This is a genomic window from Nonomuraea sp. NPDC050663 (assembly GCF_044456985.1).
Lineage (GTDB): Bacteria > Actinomycetota > Actinomycetes > Streptosporangiales > Streptosporangiaceae > Nonomuraea.
On the sequence record NZ_JBITGL010000002.1, the window covers coordinates 891,261 to 907,503 of the forward strand.

The 16,243-nt window shown below is 71.3% G+C and carries 14 protein-coding genes; 10 read left to right on the forward strand and 4 right to left on the reverse strand.

What is annotated here, in order from left to right; genetic code table 11:
- Window positions 1-9: 9 nt before the first annotated feature.
- Window positions 10-336 (forward strand): MmcQ/YjbR family DNA-binding protein, encoded by a 327-nt coding sequence (locus ACIBH1_RS08905; protein WP_397313039.1) that lies wholly within the window; start codon window positions 10-12, stop codon window positions 334-336.
- Window positions 337-391: 55 nt separating this feature from the next.
- Here ACIBH1_RS08905 and ACIBH1_RS08910 read toward each other — a convergent pair whose 3' ends face one another.
- Window positions 392-1,300, reverse strand: coding sequence for a cation diffusion facilitator family transporter (locus ACIBH1_RS08910; protein WP_397313040.1), 909 nt, complete (start codon window positions 1,298-1,300; stop codon window positions 392-394).
- 97 nt (window positions 1,301-1,397) lie between these two features.
- On the opposite strand from ACIBH1_RS08910, the gene ACIBH1_RS08915 reads away from it, so the two are divergent.
- The 5 genes from ACIBH1_RS08915 to ACIBH1_RS08935 all read left to right on the forward strand — a co-directional run bounded on the left by ACIBH1_RS08915 (window position 1,398) and on the right by ACIBH1_RS08935 (window position 6,498).
- The gene (locus tag ACIBH1_RS08915) at window positions 1,398-2,120 is read left to right on the forward strand and encodes a methyltransferase domain-containing protein (RefSeq protein ID WP_397313041.1); all 723 of its coding nucleotides are present in this window, start codon (window positions 1,398-1,400) and stop codon (window positions 2,118-2,120) included.
- 9 nt (window positions 2,121-2,129) lie between these two features.
- Window positions 2,130-3,383 (forward strand): DNA polymerase IV, encoded by a 1,254-nt coding sequence (gene dinB / locus ACIBH1_RS08920; protein ID WP_397313042.1) that lies wholly within the window; start codon window positions 2,130-2,132, stop codon window positions 3,381-3,383.
- Window positions 3,384-3,575: 192 nt separating this feature from the next.
- The gene (locus tag ACIBH1_RS08925) at window positions 3,576-3,971 is read left to right on the forward strand and encodes a DUF3040 domain-containing protein (RefSeq protein WP_181608442.1); all 396 of its coding nucleotides are present in this window, start codon (window positions 3,576-3,578) and stop codon (window positions 3,969-3,971) included.
- Between the two features lie 161 nt (window positions 3,972-4,132).
- Window positions 4,133-5,848: a sensor histidine kinase gene (locus ACIBH1_RS08930; protein ID WP_397313045.1), complete on the forward strand. Its 1,716-nt coding sequence runs from the start codon at window positions 4,133-4,135 to the stop codon at window positions 5,846-5,848.
- On the forward strand, window positions 5,848-6,498 hold the full coding sequence (locus ACIBH1_RS08935) for a response regulator transcription factor (protein WP_397313046.1): 651 nt from the start codon (window positions 5,848-5,850) through the stop codon (window positions 6,496-6,498). The genes ACIBH1_RS08930 and ACIBH1_RS08935 overlap by 1 nt, the downstream gene beginning before the upstream one ends.
- A gap of 34 nt (window positions 6,499-6,532) precedes the next feature.
- Here the strand turns inward: ACIBH1_RS08935 and ACIBH1_RS08940 are convergent, their stop codons facing one another.
- The 3 genes from ACIBH1_RS08940 to ACIBH1_RS08950 are packed head-to-tail and all read right to left on the reverse strand — an operon-like array spanning window position 6,533 to window position 11,317.
- Window positions 6,533-8,986 carry a transglutaminaseTgpA domain-containing protein gene (locus ACIBH1_RS08940; RefSeq protein ID WP_397313048.1) on the reverse strand — a complete coding sequence of 818 codons (2,454 nt, stop codon included), beginning with the start codon at window positions 8,984-8,986 and terminating at the stop codon, window positions 6,533-6,535.
- Complete coding sequence (locus tag ACIBH1_RS08945) at window positions 8,983-10,239, reverse strand: DUF58 domain-containing protein (RefSeq protein WP_397313049.1); 1,257 nt, start codon at window positions 10,237-10,239, stop codon at window positions 8,983-8,985. Before ACIBH1_RS08945 ends, ACIBH1_RS08940 begins: the two co-directional genes overlap by 4 nt.
- 40 nt (window positions 10,240-10,279) lie before the next feature.
- The gene (locus ACIBH1_RS08950; RefSeq protein ID WP_397313050.1) at window positions 10,280-11,317 is read right to left on the reverse strand and encodes an AAA family ATPase; all 1,038 of its coding nucleotides are present in this window, start codon (window positions 11,315-11,317) and stop codon (window positions 10,280-10,282) included.
- A gap of 415 nt (window positions 11,318-11,732) precedes the next feature.
- Between ACIBH1_RS08950 and mraZ the strand changes: the two genes are divergently transcribed.
- From mraZ to ACIBH1_RS08970, 4 genes are all read left to right on the forward strand, one after another.
- Window positions 11,733-12,164 carry a division/cell wall cluster transcriptional repressor MraZ gene (gene mraZ, locus ACIBH1_RS08955; RefSeq protein ID WP_181608448.1) on the forward strand — a complete coding sequence of 144 codons (432 nt, stop codon included), beginning with the start codon at window positions 11,733-11,735 and terminating at the stop codon, window positions 12,162-12,164.
- A 234-nt stretch (window positions 12,165-12,398) separates the two neighbouring features.
- A complete protein-coding gene (gene rsmH / locus ACIBH1_RS08960) occupies window positions 12,399-13,355 on the forward strand; it encodes a 16S rRNA (cytosine(1402)-N(4))-methyltransferase RsmH (protein ID WP_397313051.1) in 957 nt (318 codons plus the stop codon).
- The gene (locus ACIBH1_RS08965) at window positions 13,342-13,767 is read left to right on the forward strand and encodes a hypothetical protein (RefSeq protein ID WP_397313052.1); all 426 of its coding nucleotides are present in this window, start codon (window positions 13,342-13,344) and stop codon (window positions 13,765-13,767) included. Before rsmH ends, ACIBH1_RS08965 begins: the two co-directional genes overlap by 14 nt.
- Entirely contained in the window at window positions 13,764-16,199 is a 2,436-nt protein-coding gene (locus tag ACIBH1_RS08970) for a penicillin-binding transpeptidase domain-containing protein (protein WP_397313053.1), read from the forward strand. The genes ACIBH1_RS08965 and ACIBH1_RS08970 overlap by 4 nt, the downstream gene beginning before the upstream one ends.
- Window positions 16,200-16,243 lie beyond the last annotated feature (44 nt).

Sequence of the window (16,243 nt, forward strand, 5' to 3'; positions counted from 1 at the left end):
CGTGGAGGGATGGCCACAGAGGATGACGCGCGGGCCCTGGCCCTGGCGCTGCCCGAGACCTCCGAGCGGCCGATGTACGGCACGCCGGCGTTCTACGTCGTGAAGAAGTGGTTCGCCCGGATGCACGAGATGCCCGGGGTGATGGTGCTGCCGCTGGCCGCGGAGGAGCACAAGCACGAGCTGGTCGCGGCCGATCCCGGGGTGTTCTTCACCACGGCGCACTTCGACGGCTACGCGGCGGTGCTGGTGCGCCTGGCCGAAGTGGGGCGCGAGGAGCTGGGGGAGCTGCTGGCCGACGCCTGGCGCCTGCGCGCGCCCAGACGCCTCCAGCGCTGATCCGCGCCTTCCGAACCATGATCCGGACGCCGTGCTCAGGCGTGCTCAGGCGTGCTCAGGCGTGCTTGGCCCCCTCGTGGTCCAGGTGCCCGCGCGGCTCCAGCTGCAACGTGGAGTGCTCGACGTCGAAGTGCCCGCGCAGGCAGTCGTGCAGCTCGTCCAGCAGCCGCCCGTCGCCCAGCCGCGAGTCGTCGACCACGATGTGCGCGGTGAGCACCGGCAGCCCCGAGGTGAGGGTCCAGGCGTGCAGGTCGTGCACGTCCACGACGCCGTCGCGGCCGAGCAGGTGCGTGCGCACGTCCGACAGGTCCATGCCCTTGGGGGTGGCCTCCAGCAGCACGTCGACGGCCTCCGTGAGGAGCTTCCAGGCCCGGGGGAGGATCATCACCGCGACCACCACCGAGGCGACGGGGTCGATGACGTACCAGCCGGTCAGCTTGATGACGATCGCCGCGACCAGCACCGCCACCGAGCCGAGCAGGTCGCCCATGACCTCCAGGTAGGCGCCCCGCACGTTGAGCGACTCCTTCTGGCCGCGATAGAGCAGGACCATGGAGAGCGCGTTGACCGCCAGGCCCACCAGCGCGACGACGATCACCAGCCCCGACTGGACCTCCGGCGGGGCGAAGAACCGCTCCCACGCCTGGGAGAACACCCAGATCGCCACGCCGAACAGCAGCACCGCGTTGGCGACCGCGGCCAGGATCTCGATCCGGTAGTAGCCGAAGGTGCGCCGGTCGGTGGCGGGCCTGGCGGCGAAACGGGCGGCGACCAGGGCCATGAACACGCCGGTGACGTCGGTGGCGGAGTGCAGGGCGTCGGAGATCAGCGCCAGGCTGTTGGCCAGCAGGCCGCCGATCACCTGGGCGACCAGGACCACCGCGGTGACGCACAGCACGACCAGCATGCGCGAGCGGTGCTGCGCCGTGGCGCTCATCTGCCCGTGCCCGTGTCCCCCGCCCATGCGTCCCCCCGGATCATTCCCCGGACTCCTTCCTACCCTTCCCCCGCCCGGCTGCCACCTGGCATAGGCTGGCCCAAGACCTAACGAGGAGGCGGGCTTGCAAGGGGTCACGAGAGCTCCGGGGGTGCGCACCGCGGTGGTGTGGGACGCCCTGCGCGCGGTGCTGGCGGGCAGGGACCGGCTCGACATCGTCGACGCAGGCGGCGGCACGGGCGGCTTCGCCGTACCCCTGGCCGAGCTCGGACACACGGTGACGGTCGTCGACCCGAGCCCCGACTCGCTGTTCGCGCTGGAGCGCCGGGCCGCCGAGGCCGGCGTGGCGGTGCGGGCGCTGCAGGGCGACGCCTCCGACCTGGGCGACCTGCTGCAGGTCGGCAGCGCCGACCTGGTGTTGTGCCACAGCGTGCTGGAGTACGTCGACGATCCGGCGGGGGCGCTGGCCACCGTCCACGGCCTGCTGCGCGGGGGCGGCGCGGTCAGCGTGCTGGCGGCCAACCCGGTGGCCACGGCGATCCACCGCGCGGTCGCCGGCCACTTCGACGAGGCCAGGCAGGTCCTCGACCAGGGCCGCTGGGGGGCCAAGGACCCCACGCCGCGCCGTTTCACCGCCGGGGAGCTGGCCGCCCTGCTCAGGGAGGCGGGCTTCGAGCCCGCCCAGACCCACGGCGTGCGGATCTTCGCCGACCTGGTCCCGAGCCGGCTCACCGACGGCGAGGCGGGCGCCGCGGAGGCGCTCATCGCCCTGGAGAAGGCGGCCGCCGACCATCCCGTGCTGCGCGACATCGCGACGCAGCTCCACGTGGTCGCCAGTCGAACATAGAATCGAAGCGTGGCGAGAAAGCAGATCACCGGAGTCGGCCCGGCTCCGCGGGGCGGCAGTGGCGGCGGTGCCGACGACAGCGGCTGCCCGATCCTCCACGTCGACATGGACGCCTTCTTCGCCAGCGTCGAGCTGCTGGAGCGCCCGGAACTGCGCGGGCTGCCGGTGATCGTCGGCTCGCCGTCCGGGCGCGGCGTGGTGCTCAGCGCCACCTACGAGGCCAGGGCCTACGGCGTGCACTCCGCCATGCCCATGAGCCGGGCCAGGCGCGTCTGCCCCCAGGCCGCGATCATCCCGCCCAGCCACGGCAAGTACGGCGAGGTCTCCAAGGGCGTGATGGAGATCTTCCACTCCGTCACCCCGCTGGTGGAGCCGATCGCCTCCGACGAGGCCTTCCTCGACGTGGGCGGGGCGCGCAAGCGGCTGGGCTCGCCCGCGGCGATCGCCAGGCTGATCCGTGCCCAGGTGCGCGAGCGCTACGGCATCACCTGCTCGGTGGGTGTGGCGAGCAGCAAGTTCGTCGCCAAGCTGGCCTCCAAGCAGTGCAAGCCCGACGGTCTGCTGGTGGTGCCGGAGGCCGATGTGGTCGCCTTCCTGCATCCGCTGCCGGTGAGTGCTCTGTGGGGAGTCGGAGAACGCACGGAAACGGCCCTCACGCGGCTTGGAATCCGGACTGTGGGGGATTTGGCCAGAGTGCCCGTTCCGACGCTCCAGCGCGAACTGGGGCCCGCGGCGGGGGGTCACCTGGCGGCGCTGGCCTGGGGGCGCGACGAGCGCCCGGTGACCGCGCATGTCCCCGACAAGAGCATCGGCAACGAGGAGACCTTCTCCGTCGACATCGACGACCCCGAGATGATCAAGCGCGAGCTCCTGAGATTGTCCGAACGCGTGGCCTCCAGGATGCGTAAGAGCGGCTATGTGGGAAGGACGGTAAGCGTGAAGCTTCGCCGAGCCGACTTCTCCACGATCAACCGGTCCAAAACTCTCAGGGAACCCACAGATGTGGCCCAGGAGATCTACTCGACCGCCTGCGCCCTGTTCGGGGCGTCGGGTCTCGAGCGGGTCCGTCTGCGCCTCGTCGGCGTCCGCATGGAGCAGCTGACCCCCGCCGACGGTGCGACGCACCAGCTCAGCCTGGGTGAGCGCGAGAGCGGTTGGAGAGAGGCGGAAAGGGCTATGGACAAGGCGATCCGGCGGTTCGGACCCGATGCGGTGGTCCCGGCTTCACTGGTGCGAGGACGACTTGATGAAATGGATGCATGATGGGCCATGTGGGGACTAGGTCCGGGGGTGCGGGAATGATCTCTTTGTCACCTCCGGTTTGGTCTGCGTTGGCCGTTTTCTTTCGCCTACGTCTACAGCCTCGTATTCTGGGGATAACCGACCGCGAGGTTCGGACACCCCGTGTCGTCCGTTGCCGTCTTCCCCGTTATGGGGCCGTCCTTGGGAGGCGCCGTGCCGCTCTCTGAGCACGAGCAGCGCTTGCTCGACCAGATCGAGCAGGCCCTCTACGCCGAGGACCCGAAGTGGGCCAACACCGTAAGGATCAGTGACCCACGCAACCATTACAAGCGACGTCTGATCAAGGCCACCATCGGCTTTGTTCTCGGCATCGTCCTGCTGATGGTCGGCGTGGTCATGAACATGATCCCGCTCGGCGTCGGCGGTTTCGTGGTCATGCTCGCCGCGTGTCTGTGGGGCCTGTCGAGCTGGAAGCGTATGAGTGGAATAGGTGACGCGGCCGCGTCGGGGGCAGGGGTGCCTCCGGCGAAGGGCTCGCGTCGTGGTAACCGCGGATCCTTCATGGAACGCATGGAGGAACGCTGGCGTCGTCGCCACGACGACCGCTAGAACATCGATGACCGCCTCCCGCGAGGGGGGCGGTCCGCTCGAATCGGTTACCGCTCCACGGCTTCCTGCGTGCTGCCGTCGTGCTGCCCGCCGGGAGCCGTCGTCGTGCGCTCAGGGTTAACCCCCTTCTCAGCGTGCTTCACGCTGCCGAGACTGAAGCCATGCGCACCACGGCGATCATCATGGCCACGCTGGCGTACGGCCTCTGGGCGGTGTGGCCCGACTACTCCCACGTCGCGCTCGAGCCCACCCTGCTGCTGTGCGGCCAGGTGGCGCTGGCCGCCACGGGCGCCCTGTTCCTGGCCGAGTCGCGCCTGATCGGCGTGCTGTTCGTGGCCGCCGCCTGGGCCGAGCTGACGGCCGACCTGACCAACCGCGTCTGGGGCTGGTACCCGTTCGTCGCCGGCCTGGTCAGGCCCATCCCGGCGCTCATCCTGATGACGATCCTGCTGAGCTATCCGCGCGAGCGGATCGGCTACCCGCGCTTCGTCGCCGCGGCCTGGGCGCTCGTCATGATCGCCAACGCCGCCGACAATCTCACCTGGGATCCCGATCCTCCGGGATGGCCCGCGGCGCCCTTCGCATGGGTGACCGTCTTCCACACCGGCGTCGAGCAGCGCCCCGGCTACGGCCTGTACTGGCTGTCGGTCATCGGCGTCACCCTGGCCGCGCTCGCCCTCGTCGTGCACCGGGCGCTCAGGGCGCGCGGGCTGGAGCGCCGCGAGCTCGTGCCGGTCTTCCTGGCCTCGGCGGTGTACGCCTTCGCGCTGTTGTCCAGCGCCGCCTGGATGATCGCGCCGTGGATCACCGGCGCCGGCGACCAGATGGCGCGCGCCCACGTCCCCGACGTGGTGTCGATCTCCGGCATCGCCGCCCCGCTGCTGCTCCCGCTGGCCTTCCTGGCGGCCGCCGTACGCCGGAGGCTGGACCGGGCCGCGGTGGCCGATCTGGTCACGAACCTGGCCAGGCCCGCAACCCTGGAGTCGGTACGGCAGGCGCTGCGCGACGCCCTCGCCGACCCGGACCTGGAACTGCGCCTCGGCGAGCACCCGCCGCGGCCGGGCGACCGCCTCGTCCTGCCCGTCACCGACCTCGACGGCCGCCCCCTGGCCCACCTGCTCACCGCCCCGGAGCTGCGGCGGCGCGACGACGTGGTGCGGGCCGCCCTGGAGGCCGCCGCGCTCGCCCTCGACCACGCCCGCCTCCACGCGGACCTGCAGGAGCAGGTCCGCCAGGTGGCCGAGTCCCGCGCCAGGATCGTCGAGGCCGGCGTCGCCGAACGCCGCAGAGTCGAGCGCGACCTGCACGACGGGGCGCAGCAGCGGCTGCTCACCCTGGCCGCGACCCTGGGCCGCCTGCAGGCCACCAGCGACGACCCGGCGGTGCGCGAGCTCGTCGACGAGGCCAGGTCGGGCCTGCGCGCCGCCCTGTCGGAGCTGCGCGACCTGGCCAGGGGCATCCACCCGGCGGTCCTGGAGCAGATCGGCCTGGCCGCCGCCGTCCAGGGCCTGGCGGAGGCGCTCCCGGCCGAGACCGAGATCGACATCCCGGACGTCTCCGTCGGCCCGGCCGTCGAGACCACCGCCTACTTCGTGATCTGCGAGGCCCTGACGAACGCCATCAAGCACGCTCGGGCGCGCCGGATCACGGTCGTGCTCGCCCCCCGGGGCGAGGCGATCACCGTCACCGTGGCCGACGACGGCAGGGGCGGCGCCGTCCTGACCCCGCGCGGCGGGCTGGCCGGGCTCCAGGACAGGGTCGCGGCCCTCGGCGGCTCGCTCGAGCTCCAGAGCCCGCCCGGCGGCGGTACGCTCCTGCGGGCGGACCTGCCCGCTCCGCCGCCCCACGCGCACGCCGACCCGGCCGGGAGCCCTTGATGCGGATCATGCTCTGCGACGACTCGGCCCTCTTCCGCCACGGCGTCGCCCTCCTGCTCCAGGCGGTGGGCGTGGAGGTCGCCGGCCAGGCGGGAAACCTGGCCGAGCTGCACGAGCTGCTCCTGACGGACGTTCCCGACGCGGTGATACTCGACATCAGGATGCCGCCCACCTTCACCGACGAGGGGCTGGCCGGCGCCGCCGCCCTGAGGGCCGCCCATCCGGGCCTGGGCCTGCTGGTGCTGTCGACCTACGCCGAGAGCGCCTACGCCAGGCAACTGCTGGAGATCGGCCCCTCCGGCGTGGGCTATCTGCTGAAGGATCGGGTCGACGACGCCGCCACCGTGCGCGACGCCCTGTCGCGCGTGATCGCGGGGGAGTCGGTCATCGACAGCGAGATCGTCTCGCGGCTGTTCACCCGCCGCACCGCCGTCTCCGGCCTCGACAGCCTGACCGAGCGCGAGCAGTCGGTCCTGACGCTGATGGCCGAGGGCCGCTCCAACGTCGCCATCAGCAGGCGGCTGCACCTGGGCGTCAAGACCGTGGAGACGCACATCGCGGCCATCTTCGGCAAGCTCGGGCTGGAGCCGGGAGCCGACGACAACCGCCGCGTGCTGGCCGTCCTGACCTGGGTGCAGTCGAGCGGGTGACCCCCGGTCCCACCGAGGATCACCCGCCCGCCGGTCACCTGTTGACCAGCTCCCGCGACGACGTCTCCTCCTCGGAGCCGCCGCGCCGCAGCCGGATGTTCTCCAGCCGGTCGAAGCCGTCGAGCAGCTTCTCGCCCAGGCCTCGGATGCGCTGCATGGTCGAGGGAGGCAGCAGCGCCGCCCTCAGCCGCCTGCCGCGCGTCACCGTGTCGGCCAGCGCCCGCCGTACCGTCTTGAGATGCGGCTTGAGCGGGTCGATGACGCCGGGCTCGCGGGCGAACAGCACCCGCTCGACCGCCGTGGAGATCGCCGCGATGGCCGTGGCCGCGTCGGCGTCGAACTCCAGCTGCTCGGTCAGCCGCCTGGCCAGCGCCCTGGGCGTCTCGCTGGGCTGCCTGGCCATGCCGTAGTCGCACAGCACGTCGTCGAGCTCGGCCCACGCGGCCGCCACCGGCGGGCTGACCCGCGCGGTCCTGGCCGTCACCTCGTCCGACGGGCCCGAGACCTTCCACGACAGCGACCGCACCCGCCTGCTCCTGGTGACCAGGCGCATGGCGGCCGGGACGAGCAGGAGCAGCAGCAACGCCGCCGCGCCCAGCCCGATCTTGCCCCAGAGCGGCATGCCCTCCTCGACCATGAGGCTGCCGTTGCCCGCCAGCCGGTCCTGCTCCAGCTCGCGGATGTTGCGCAGGGCGTTGGGGTTCAGGGTCGGCACCTCGCCGACCTCAGGGTTGACCGTGTTGTCGGGACCGCTCGGGTTGGAGCTCTGCTCCGTCGGGCGCACCGTGTAACCGGGAACCCGGGCGGTGCCCTGGCCCAGCGGCGCGGAGGCCGTCGGGGTGGGCTCGAAGGCCAGCCAGCCGGCGCCCTCGAAGTACAGCTCCGGCCAGGCGTGCATGTCGGCGGTCGTGACCTGGAAGCCGTTCTCGACCTTGCTGCCGCCGGTGTAGCCGATGGCCACCCTGGCGGGGATGCCCACCGCGCGGGCCAGCAGCGCCATCGCGGCCGCGTACTGCTCGCAGTAGCCGGTCTTGCTGTAGATCAGGAAGTCGACCAGGGCGTTGTTGTTCTGCCCCTGCGTCTGCAGGCTGTAGGTGAAGCCGTTCGTCTTGTCGGTGAACAGCTCCTGGATCATGGTGGCCGCTTCGTACTGGTTCTTGGCCTTGGAGGTGGTCGAGTCGGCCAGGTCCCTGATCTCCTGCGGGAAGCCGGGCGGCAGCTCCAGCAGCTTCTGGTCCACCCGGTCGGCCGCGGCCGGCTGGGAGGCGGCCAGCAGCTCCGGCGTGGGCTTCGGCTCGATGCTGGAGACCTCGTACTCCATGCCCGAGGCGTCCTCCTCGGTGGTGAAGACCATCAGGCTGCCGACGTCGGCACGCCAGTCGCCGTCGGCCCGCACCTGGGAGGCCGGGTAGGGGGTCGGCAGGAACCGGAGGTCCTCGACCTCCTCGCTGATCTGGATCTTGGTGTTGACCTCCTGCACCGGGGTGCTGTCACCCAGGCCCGGCGGTCGGGGGAGCGGGCCGTTCTCGGTCCTGTTCTCCGGCGCGCCCTTGGGCGGCGTCATGCGGAACTGCTCGCCGTCGAAGACGTCGAGCGAGTAGATCCGCAGGTACCTGGGCTGGTTGTCGCTGTTGGAGTAGGTCAGCACCGTGCGCTTCTCCGGCAGTTGCAACTGGCCCTTCAGACCGGCCACCGGGTCGGGGATGGTGATGGAGTTGCCGCCGTCGCCCCGGCCCGAGCCGCCCACGCCGAAGGTGAACGGCTGGAAGGGCTCCATCGTCGGCACCAGCGCCGGCAGCACCAGCGCCACGCCGATCGCGGCGAACCCGATGCGCTTGCCCGACAGCCGCAGCCCGCGGGTGTCGGCGGTGTCACGCGGGCCCGAGGTGGCGTGCCGCGTCCTGCGCACCAGCACCGCGCGTCCCCAGTGGCCGATACGCTCGCGTCCGTCGGCGATGAGCAGGCCGGTGAAGCCGAGCGCGGCGATGATGAACGACGGCCAGCCGATCGGGTCGCTGAGGATCGTCGCCGGCACGGTGACCAGCGCCAGCAGCGGCAGCCCCGCCAGCGCCGCCCGGCGCAGGCGCGTGGCCAGCAGGTCGACGATGATCGCGATGCCGCCCACGCCCGTGGTGGTCAGCAGCGACACGCCCGTGTTCGAGGGCACGGGAGCGGCGAACCGCTGGATGTCGGTCCAGCCCGCGGCGTACAGCTTGGCCAGGTGCGGGATGGAGTCGGTGGTCGGGAAGAGCAGCGCCCAGGCCTTGGTGCCGGTGAAGACGGCGGTGATGTAGAGCAGCATCGCCAGCACGCCGACGAACGGCGCCGCCCAGGCGGGCAGGGCGAGCTTGCCCGACAGCACGCTCGCGCCGAACACCACCGCCACGGCTCCGAGAGCGCCCCAGAACCAGCCGCCGCCCGAAAGCAGCGGGTAGAGCACGATCGCCACGGCGAACGTGGCCACGGCCGACGCCAGCGAGAGCCTCATGCCGCACCTCCCGTCAGCGTGAAACGGTTCTTGTTGGCCGCGTCGGGCCAGACATTGGCGATGGAGGCGCCCGCGGGCAGCCTGACGATGCGCCAGCCGAACCCCGCCATCAGGTTCGTCACCGTCTGGTAGTTCTCCGCCGAGCCGTACGAGCGCACGTCCCACGACTCGACGTCCAGCAGGACGGCCACGCCCGTGACGCCGCCGTGGCGCAGCTTGGCCAGGTCCCTGGCCTCCTCGGGGTCCAGCGAGCCCAGCACCGCCACGATCAGCCCGTCGCCGCCGTCCTGCCGCAGCGCGGAGATGCCCATGTCGAGCGAGCGGTTGGGGCTGCCCTTGACCACGGCCAGCGTGTCGAGCAGCGAGTGGGACCCGCCGCTGTCGGTCAGGTGCTCGGCGCCCTGGTCGGTGACCAGCCGCAGGCCCAGGCCCTCGCGCGCCAGGTGCACGCCGATCGAGGCCGCCGCCGAGACCGCCACCTCGAACGAGGAGCGCGGGCCCTCGCCGCGGTGGGCGTAGCGGCGGGTGTCGAGCAGGAGCGCGCCGCGGCTCTGCCACTGCTGCTCCTCGCGGCGCACCATCAGCTCGCCGTGCCGCGCGGTCGAGCGCCAGTGCACCCGCCGCAGGTCGTCGCCCTGCCGGTATTCGCGAGGCGCCACGTCGTCGTCGCCGGCCGCCGCCACCGACCGGGTACGGCTGTCGCCGCCGCCCGTCCACTCGCCCGACAGCCGCACGTGGGGCAGCGAGAGCACCTGGGGCGTGACCGTGAGCGTGTCGGTGATGGTGAAGGCACGGGTCAGCTCCACCAGCCCGAAGGGGTCGGTGATCCGTACGACCAGCGGGCCGATGGAGAAGCGGCCCCGCAGGTCGGAGCGGACCCGGTAGTCGATCTCGCGGATGCCGCGCGCCTCCACCCGGTCGAGCACGAACCGCGGACGCACGCCCAGGGCGTACGGGACGGTGTCCTCGATCAGCAGCAGCCCGGTGGGCAGCCTGGTGACGTTCTCCAGGCGCAGCGTCACCGTGGTCTCGCCGCCCGCCTCGACCCGCGCGGGCGACAACCGCCGCGCGCAGGACAGGCGGTACCTGGTCCGCGCCACCACCATCGCCGCCAGCAGCGGCAGGGCGGCGATCAGCACGCCGATGCGCAGCAGATCGTGCTCGCCCAGCAGCACCGCCATGAGCAGGGCGGCCACCCCCGCCGCGAGGAAGGAGCGGCCGCGTGAGGTGAGAGCGCTCAGTCCTGCTCTCATGACCCGGCCCTCCGTGTCGGGGTCCTCGCCGTGCCGGCTCTCATCGGCCCCGGGTCTCCGGAACCGGCACGCGCCGGATCAGCTCGGAGACGACCTGGTCGGGGGTACGGCGCTGGCCGTGCGCCTCGACGCTGGGCAGCAGCCGGTGGGCCAGCACCGGCACCGCCAGCTCCTGCAGGTCGTCGGGGATGACGTAGTCGCGGTTGGACAGCGCCGCGTGGGCGCGCGCGGCCCTGATCAGCTGCAGTGTCGAGCGCGGCGAGGCGCCCAGGCGCAGGTCGGGGGAGTGGCGGGTGGCCACGACCAGGTCGATGGCGTACTTCTTGACCGCCTGCGAGACGTAGACGCCGCGCACCGCCTCGATCAGCGCCTTCACCTCCGCGGTGGTGGCGACCGGCTGCAGCTTGTCGATCGGCGAGGTGCCGCCGTGCACGTCGAGCATCTCCAGCTCGGCGGCGGGCTCGGGGTAGCCCATGGCCACGCGCGCGGTGAAGCGGTCGCGCTGGGCCTCGGGAAGGGGGTAGGTGCCCTCCATCTCGATGGGGTTCTGCGTGGCGATGACCATGAACGGGGTCTCGAGCTCGTAGGTCACGCCGTCGACGGTGACCTGGTGCTCCTCCATGCACTCCAGCAGCGCCGACTGGGTCTTCGGCGAGGCCCGGTTGATCTCGTCGCCCACCACGATGTTGGCGAAGATCGGGCCCGGCTTGAACTCGAACTCCCGCGTCTGCTGGTTGTACGCGCTGACCCCGGTGATGTCGCTGGGCAGCAGGTCGGGGGTGAACTGCACGCGCCGCACCGACGAGTCGATGGAGCGCGCCAAGGCCTTGGCCAGCATCGTCTTGCCCACGCCCGGCACGTCCTCGATGAGGAGGTGGCCCTCGGCGAGCATGACGGTCACGGTGAGGCGGACGGCGTCGCTCTTGCCCTCGATCACCGATTCGATCGCCTGCCGAATGCGGTGAGCGGTGGACACCAGCTCATCGAGCTGAGGCGGGACGTCATGGGTTACTGCCACCAGGCCTCCATGAGAGATGTGAAGGCTTTCCCGCGCGGGGGTGCTATTTGCGGGAGCCATACCATTCCATTTCCATTGTGTGTACCGACCCTACGACGCGGCGGGTTCGCAAGCGACTTTTGCCGAACATTCGGACAGAACACTCAGTGTCGTGGTGATGGGTTCGGTTCTTGTCGCATAGACGTGCCAATCCCGTGACGTGGCGCCCCACTTTTCCCCCACCCGTGTCGCCCCGCAGTCCGGGAACGGCGGCGGGCGTTGACTTTCCGCCATGCGCGACACGCCCAGCACCCTGTCGGGCCCCTCCACGCCCTCCACTCCGCTCCACCGCTTTGACCTGCGGAAACGTTGTGTCAAGTGGCTCTGAACTGGATTGGAATCAGTTGACGGTGGAGAGAAGTGGAGTATGGTGGTGCGCAGTGGAGGGCCAGTGCGCCAGTACTGACACTTCACAAGGCGTGGGAGGTGGGAGGCGATGTTCCTCGGCACCCACCAACCGCGCCTTGACGACAAGGGACGGCTGTTCCTGCCGGCTAAGTACCGCGAGGAGCTGGCGGAGGGTCTTGTGATCACCAAGGGCCAGGAGCGATGCCTCTACGTCTTTCCCGTAGAGGAGTTCCAGCGCATTACCGAGGCTCTCCGCACTGCGCCCGTGACGGCCAAGGCGGTACGCGACTACAGCCGTGTCCTGTTCGCCAGCGCTTCCGACGAGACACCCGACAAGCAGGGACGCATCACGATCCCGCAGAGCCTGCGCCAGTACGCCGGCCTGGAACGTGACTGCGTGGTCATCGGTGCCAACACCCGGCTCGAGATCTGGGACTCGGCGGCCTGGGACACCTACCTCAACGAGCAGGAACAGGCGTTCGCTGATCTGTCCGAGGAGGTGCTGCCAGGGATTCTCTAGCAGATGAGGCCGCCCCAGGCGGCCGGCCGTCGGTGATGTCGTTCGGCGAGGTCTCCAGCCGCAACCGTGCGCCTTCCAGCTGATGCACCTTCCCCGGTGTCAGGTGGGTCGGCGCCAGCAGAGGATGCGGATGGGGACCTGGCCGGACGGCACCGGGTCGGCGAAAGTACACAAGGTGGGGGTTCCGGGCTGTTCGCCGACGAATGTGGCCAGCCGCGAGAGGGGGGTTCGACGATGAGCGAGAGCGTGCACGTTCCCGTGCTGCTGGAGCGCGTGCTGGAGCTGCTGGCTCCCGCGCTCGAGGCGCCAGGCGCCGTCGTCGTCGACGCCAACCTGGGCCTGGGCGGCCACTCCGAGGCGCTGCTCGCCGCGCACCCCGGTCTCCACCTGATCGGCATCGACCGCGACCCTTTCGCGATCGAGCACTCCACGCGCAGGCTCGCGCCGTACGCCGACCGCGCCACGCTCGTGCACGCGACGTCCGACGAGCTGCCGGCCGTGCTGGCCGACGCCGGCCGTAAGACGATCAACGGTGTGCTCTTCGACCTGGGCGTCTCCTCGCCGCAGCTCGACGAGGCGGGGCGCGGGTTCGCCTATTCCTATGACGCTCCGCTCGACATGCGGATGGACTCCACGCAGGAGCTCACCGCCGAGGTGATCGTCAACACGTACTCCGCTCCCGAGCTCGTGCGCATCCTTCGCGATTACGGGGAGGAACGGTTCGCACAGCGTGTCGCGGGCCTAATCGTGCAAGAAAGGGCCAAGGAGGCCATAACGTCGACTTTGCGGCTGGCGGAGATCGTTCGTTCGGCGATTCCCGCGGCCACTCGACGGACGGGGGGCAACCCCGCGAAGCGGACTTTCCAAGCGTTGCGCATCGAGGTCAACGCGGAGCTGAGCGCTCTAGAAGCGGCGCTCCCCGCCTCCCTCGACGCGCTGGCGCTCGGCGGGAGGGTCGTCGTGCTCTCCTACCACTCCCTCGAGGACCGGCTGGCCAAGCAGGCCCTCACGGCGCGAACCAAGGACACCAGCCCGCCCGGGCTGCCGGTGCCGCTCCCGGCGCACCAGCCTCGGTTCCGCCTCCTGACGAGGGGAGCGGAGCTCCCCACGGACGAAGAGGTGGCCCGCAATCCGCGGGCCGCCTCGGCCCGGATGCGGGCGGCAGAGAGGATCCGACTTGACGAGGACTGAGCAGGAGATCAGACCCCAGCGGGGCAGCGGTGGCACCATGCCCAGGAGCCGCGCGGCGCGGCCCGCGAGCAGTGCGGTTCCCCGGCCGCGCGTCGCAGCGCAGCCGCGCCGCGTGCCCTCGCAGGCGCGCCGCCCCGGCATCACCCGCAAGCAGCGCACGCCGTTCGTGCTGCTCGTCGTCGGACTCATGCTCGGCGGGCTCGTCAGCCTGCTCCTGCTCAACACCGTCCTGGCCCGCGACTCCATCACCGCCACGCAGCTTCAGGAGGAGATCGCCACCGCCAAGCTGCAGAAGGCGTCGCTGGAGCGCGAGGTCTACGAGCAGCAGCTGCCCGGCGAGGTCGCCAAGCGCGCCGAGGGACAGGGCATGACACCCGACGAGGGCATCAACTGGCTGGGTAACGGTCGGTGAGAGACTCCGGCGGCCGGGGCCAGGGCCCCGGCCGCAGTTCAGGCGGCGCCGGCTCTCCGGGAGGGTCAGGCGCCGTTCGACGTGGCCCGGGCGGCCCGGGCCGGTCAGGGCGCCCCGGTGCGACCGGGGGAGCCGCCCGCTCCGAGGGGGCGGGCCGCCCGGGTCCCGAGGAACCACCGCGCCGCCGGCCCACGCCGCCGGACCCGATCGACCTGCCGCGCTTCGAGCCGCCGCGCAGCCGCGACCGCCGCAACCCCGCCGACCGCCGCCCCGCCGACGAGACCGACTCCGTACGGCGAGGCAGGCAGGGCCGCGATGACGAGACCGATCCTGTACGGCGTGGCAGGCAGGGCCGCGATGACGAGACCGATCCTGTGCGACGTGGTAGGCAGGGGCGTGACGAGGAGACCGACTCCGTACGGCGTGGCAGGCAGGGCCGTGACGACGACGGCGACGGCGCTCGTCGGGGCCGGTTCGACGACGACGAGACCGACGAGGCCCCTCCGTCGCGCGGGAGCCGCAGCCGCTCCGCCGACGAAGGGCGCAACCGCTCGGCCAGGCGAGGCCCCGCCGGGCGTGACGGCGAGAGCAGTGCGCCCGGCCTCGGCGTGCCGCGCCCCCGCGGCGCCAGCCAGCAGCGCGAGGGCGTCAGGCGTCCCGGCCCGCCCGGACGCAAGCCGCCGCCCCCGAGGCCCCCGCAGCCGCCGCGCCCGCCGATGGTGCTGCGCCTGGGCAACCCGCGCCGGCGCATCAAGATCGGCGTCATCGCCATGGCCTTCATCCTGTCGATCTTCGCGGGCCGCCTGATCCAGATGCAGGGCCTCGACTCCAAGGTCTACGAGGCCGCCGGCGCCGCCAACCGGGTGCGCACCGAGGACATCCCCGCCAAGCGCGGCACGATCGCTGACGTCAACGGCAACCCGCTGGCGCTGACCGTGGAGGCGCGCGAGATCTCCCTCGACCCCTCCAAGATCGTCCCGGCCAAGCGGCCCGAGGTGGCGAAGAAGCTCGCCGCCGCCCTCGGCGTGCCCGAGGCCGACATCATGGCCAAGCTGGCCAAGACCACCACGCGCTACCAGCGCATCGCCAAGGACATCGAGCCGCTGGTGGCCGACGCGGTGCTCAAGCTCGACCTGCCGACCGTCTCGGCCAAGAAGCACTACAAGCGCATGTACCCCGCCAAGGAGCTGGCCGGAAGCGTCATCGGCTTCGTCGGCTCCGACGGGGCTGGCCTGTCGGGCCTGGAGGCGGCCAAGAACACCCTGCTCGCCGGACAGGACGGCACCCAGCGGGTGGAGATCGGCCGCGACGGCCAGCGCATCCCGATGACCAGCAGCCAGCGCAAGCCCTCGGTCGACGGGCGCGACATCCGCCTGACCATCGACCGCGACATCCAGTGGGCCGCGCAGAAGGCCATCGCCGAGCAGGTCGCCGCCACCAAGGCCGACAGCGGCACGGTCATCGTGATGTCGGTCAAGGACGCCCACGTGCTGGCCATGGCCAACGCGCCCGAGGTCGACCTGAGCAACTGGGGCAGGGCGCCGAGCTCGCTCTACGTCAACCGCGCCGCCGCCGAGGTCTTCGAGCCGGGCAGCACCAACAAGGTCATCACGGCCGCCGCGGCGCTGGAGAGCGGCGTCATGCGGCCCGACACGACCCTGACGGTCGCCGACAAGATCAAGTGCTTCGACAAGGTGCTGCGCGACTCCCACCCGCACCCCACCGAGAAGATGACCTTCCAGAAGGCGATGTCGCAGTCGAGCAACACCGCCGTCGTCCAGGCCGCCAGAAAGATCGGCAACGAGCGCCTGCACGCCATGCTGAAGGCCTTCGGCTTCGGCAGCAGGCCCGGCGGCGGCATCCCCGGCGAGGAGGCGGGCATCCTGCCCGACCACCAGAAATGGTCGGGCAGCCAGAGCTGCACGATCGCCTACGGCCAGGGCGTGTCGGTCACGGCGCTGCAGATGGCCAGCGTCTACCAGACCATCGCCAACGGCGGCGTGCGCATCGAGCCGCAACTGATCGCCGGGCAGACCGACGAGTCGGGCGCGTTCGTCCCTGCCGCTCCCGGTCAGCAGACCAGGGTGGTCAGCGACGCGACGGCCAAGCAGCTCACCGGCATGCTCGAAGGAGCCGTCGGAGCGGAGGGCACCGGCCAGGCCGCGGCCATCCCGGGCTACCGGGTGGCGGGCAAGACCGGCACCGCCAACCGCTACGACGCCGCCATCGGCGACTACAAGGGCTACACCGCCTCGTTCGTCGGCTTCAGCCCGGCCGACGCTCCGCAGCTGGTGGTCCTGTCGGTGCTGCAGAACCCCACGGTGGGCCACTTCGGCGGGCAGATCGCCGCGCCGGTCTTCAAGGACGTCATGACCTTCGCGATCAAGAGCAAGAAGATTCCACCCTCCGGCGCGACACGCGCCGCAGGATGAGCGGGGAAGGTACGCTCTCGCCGTGCTCTCCCCGTCCAACACCG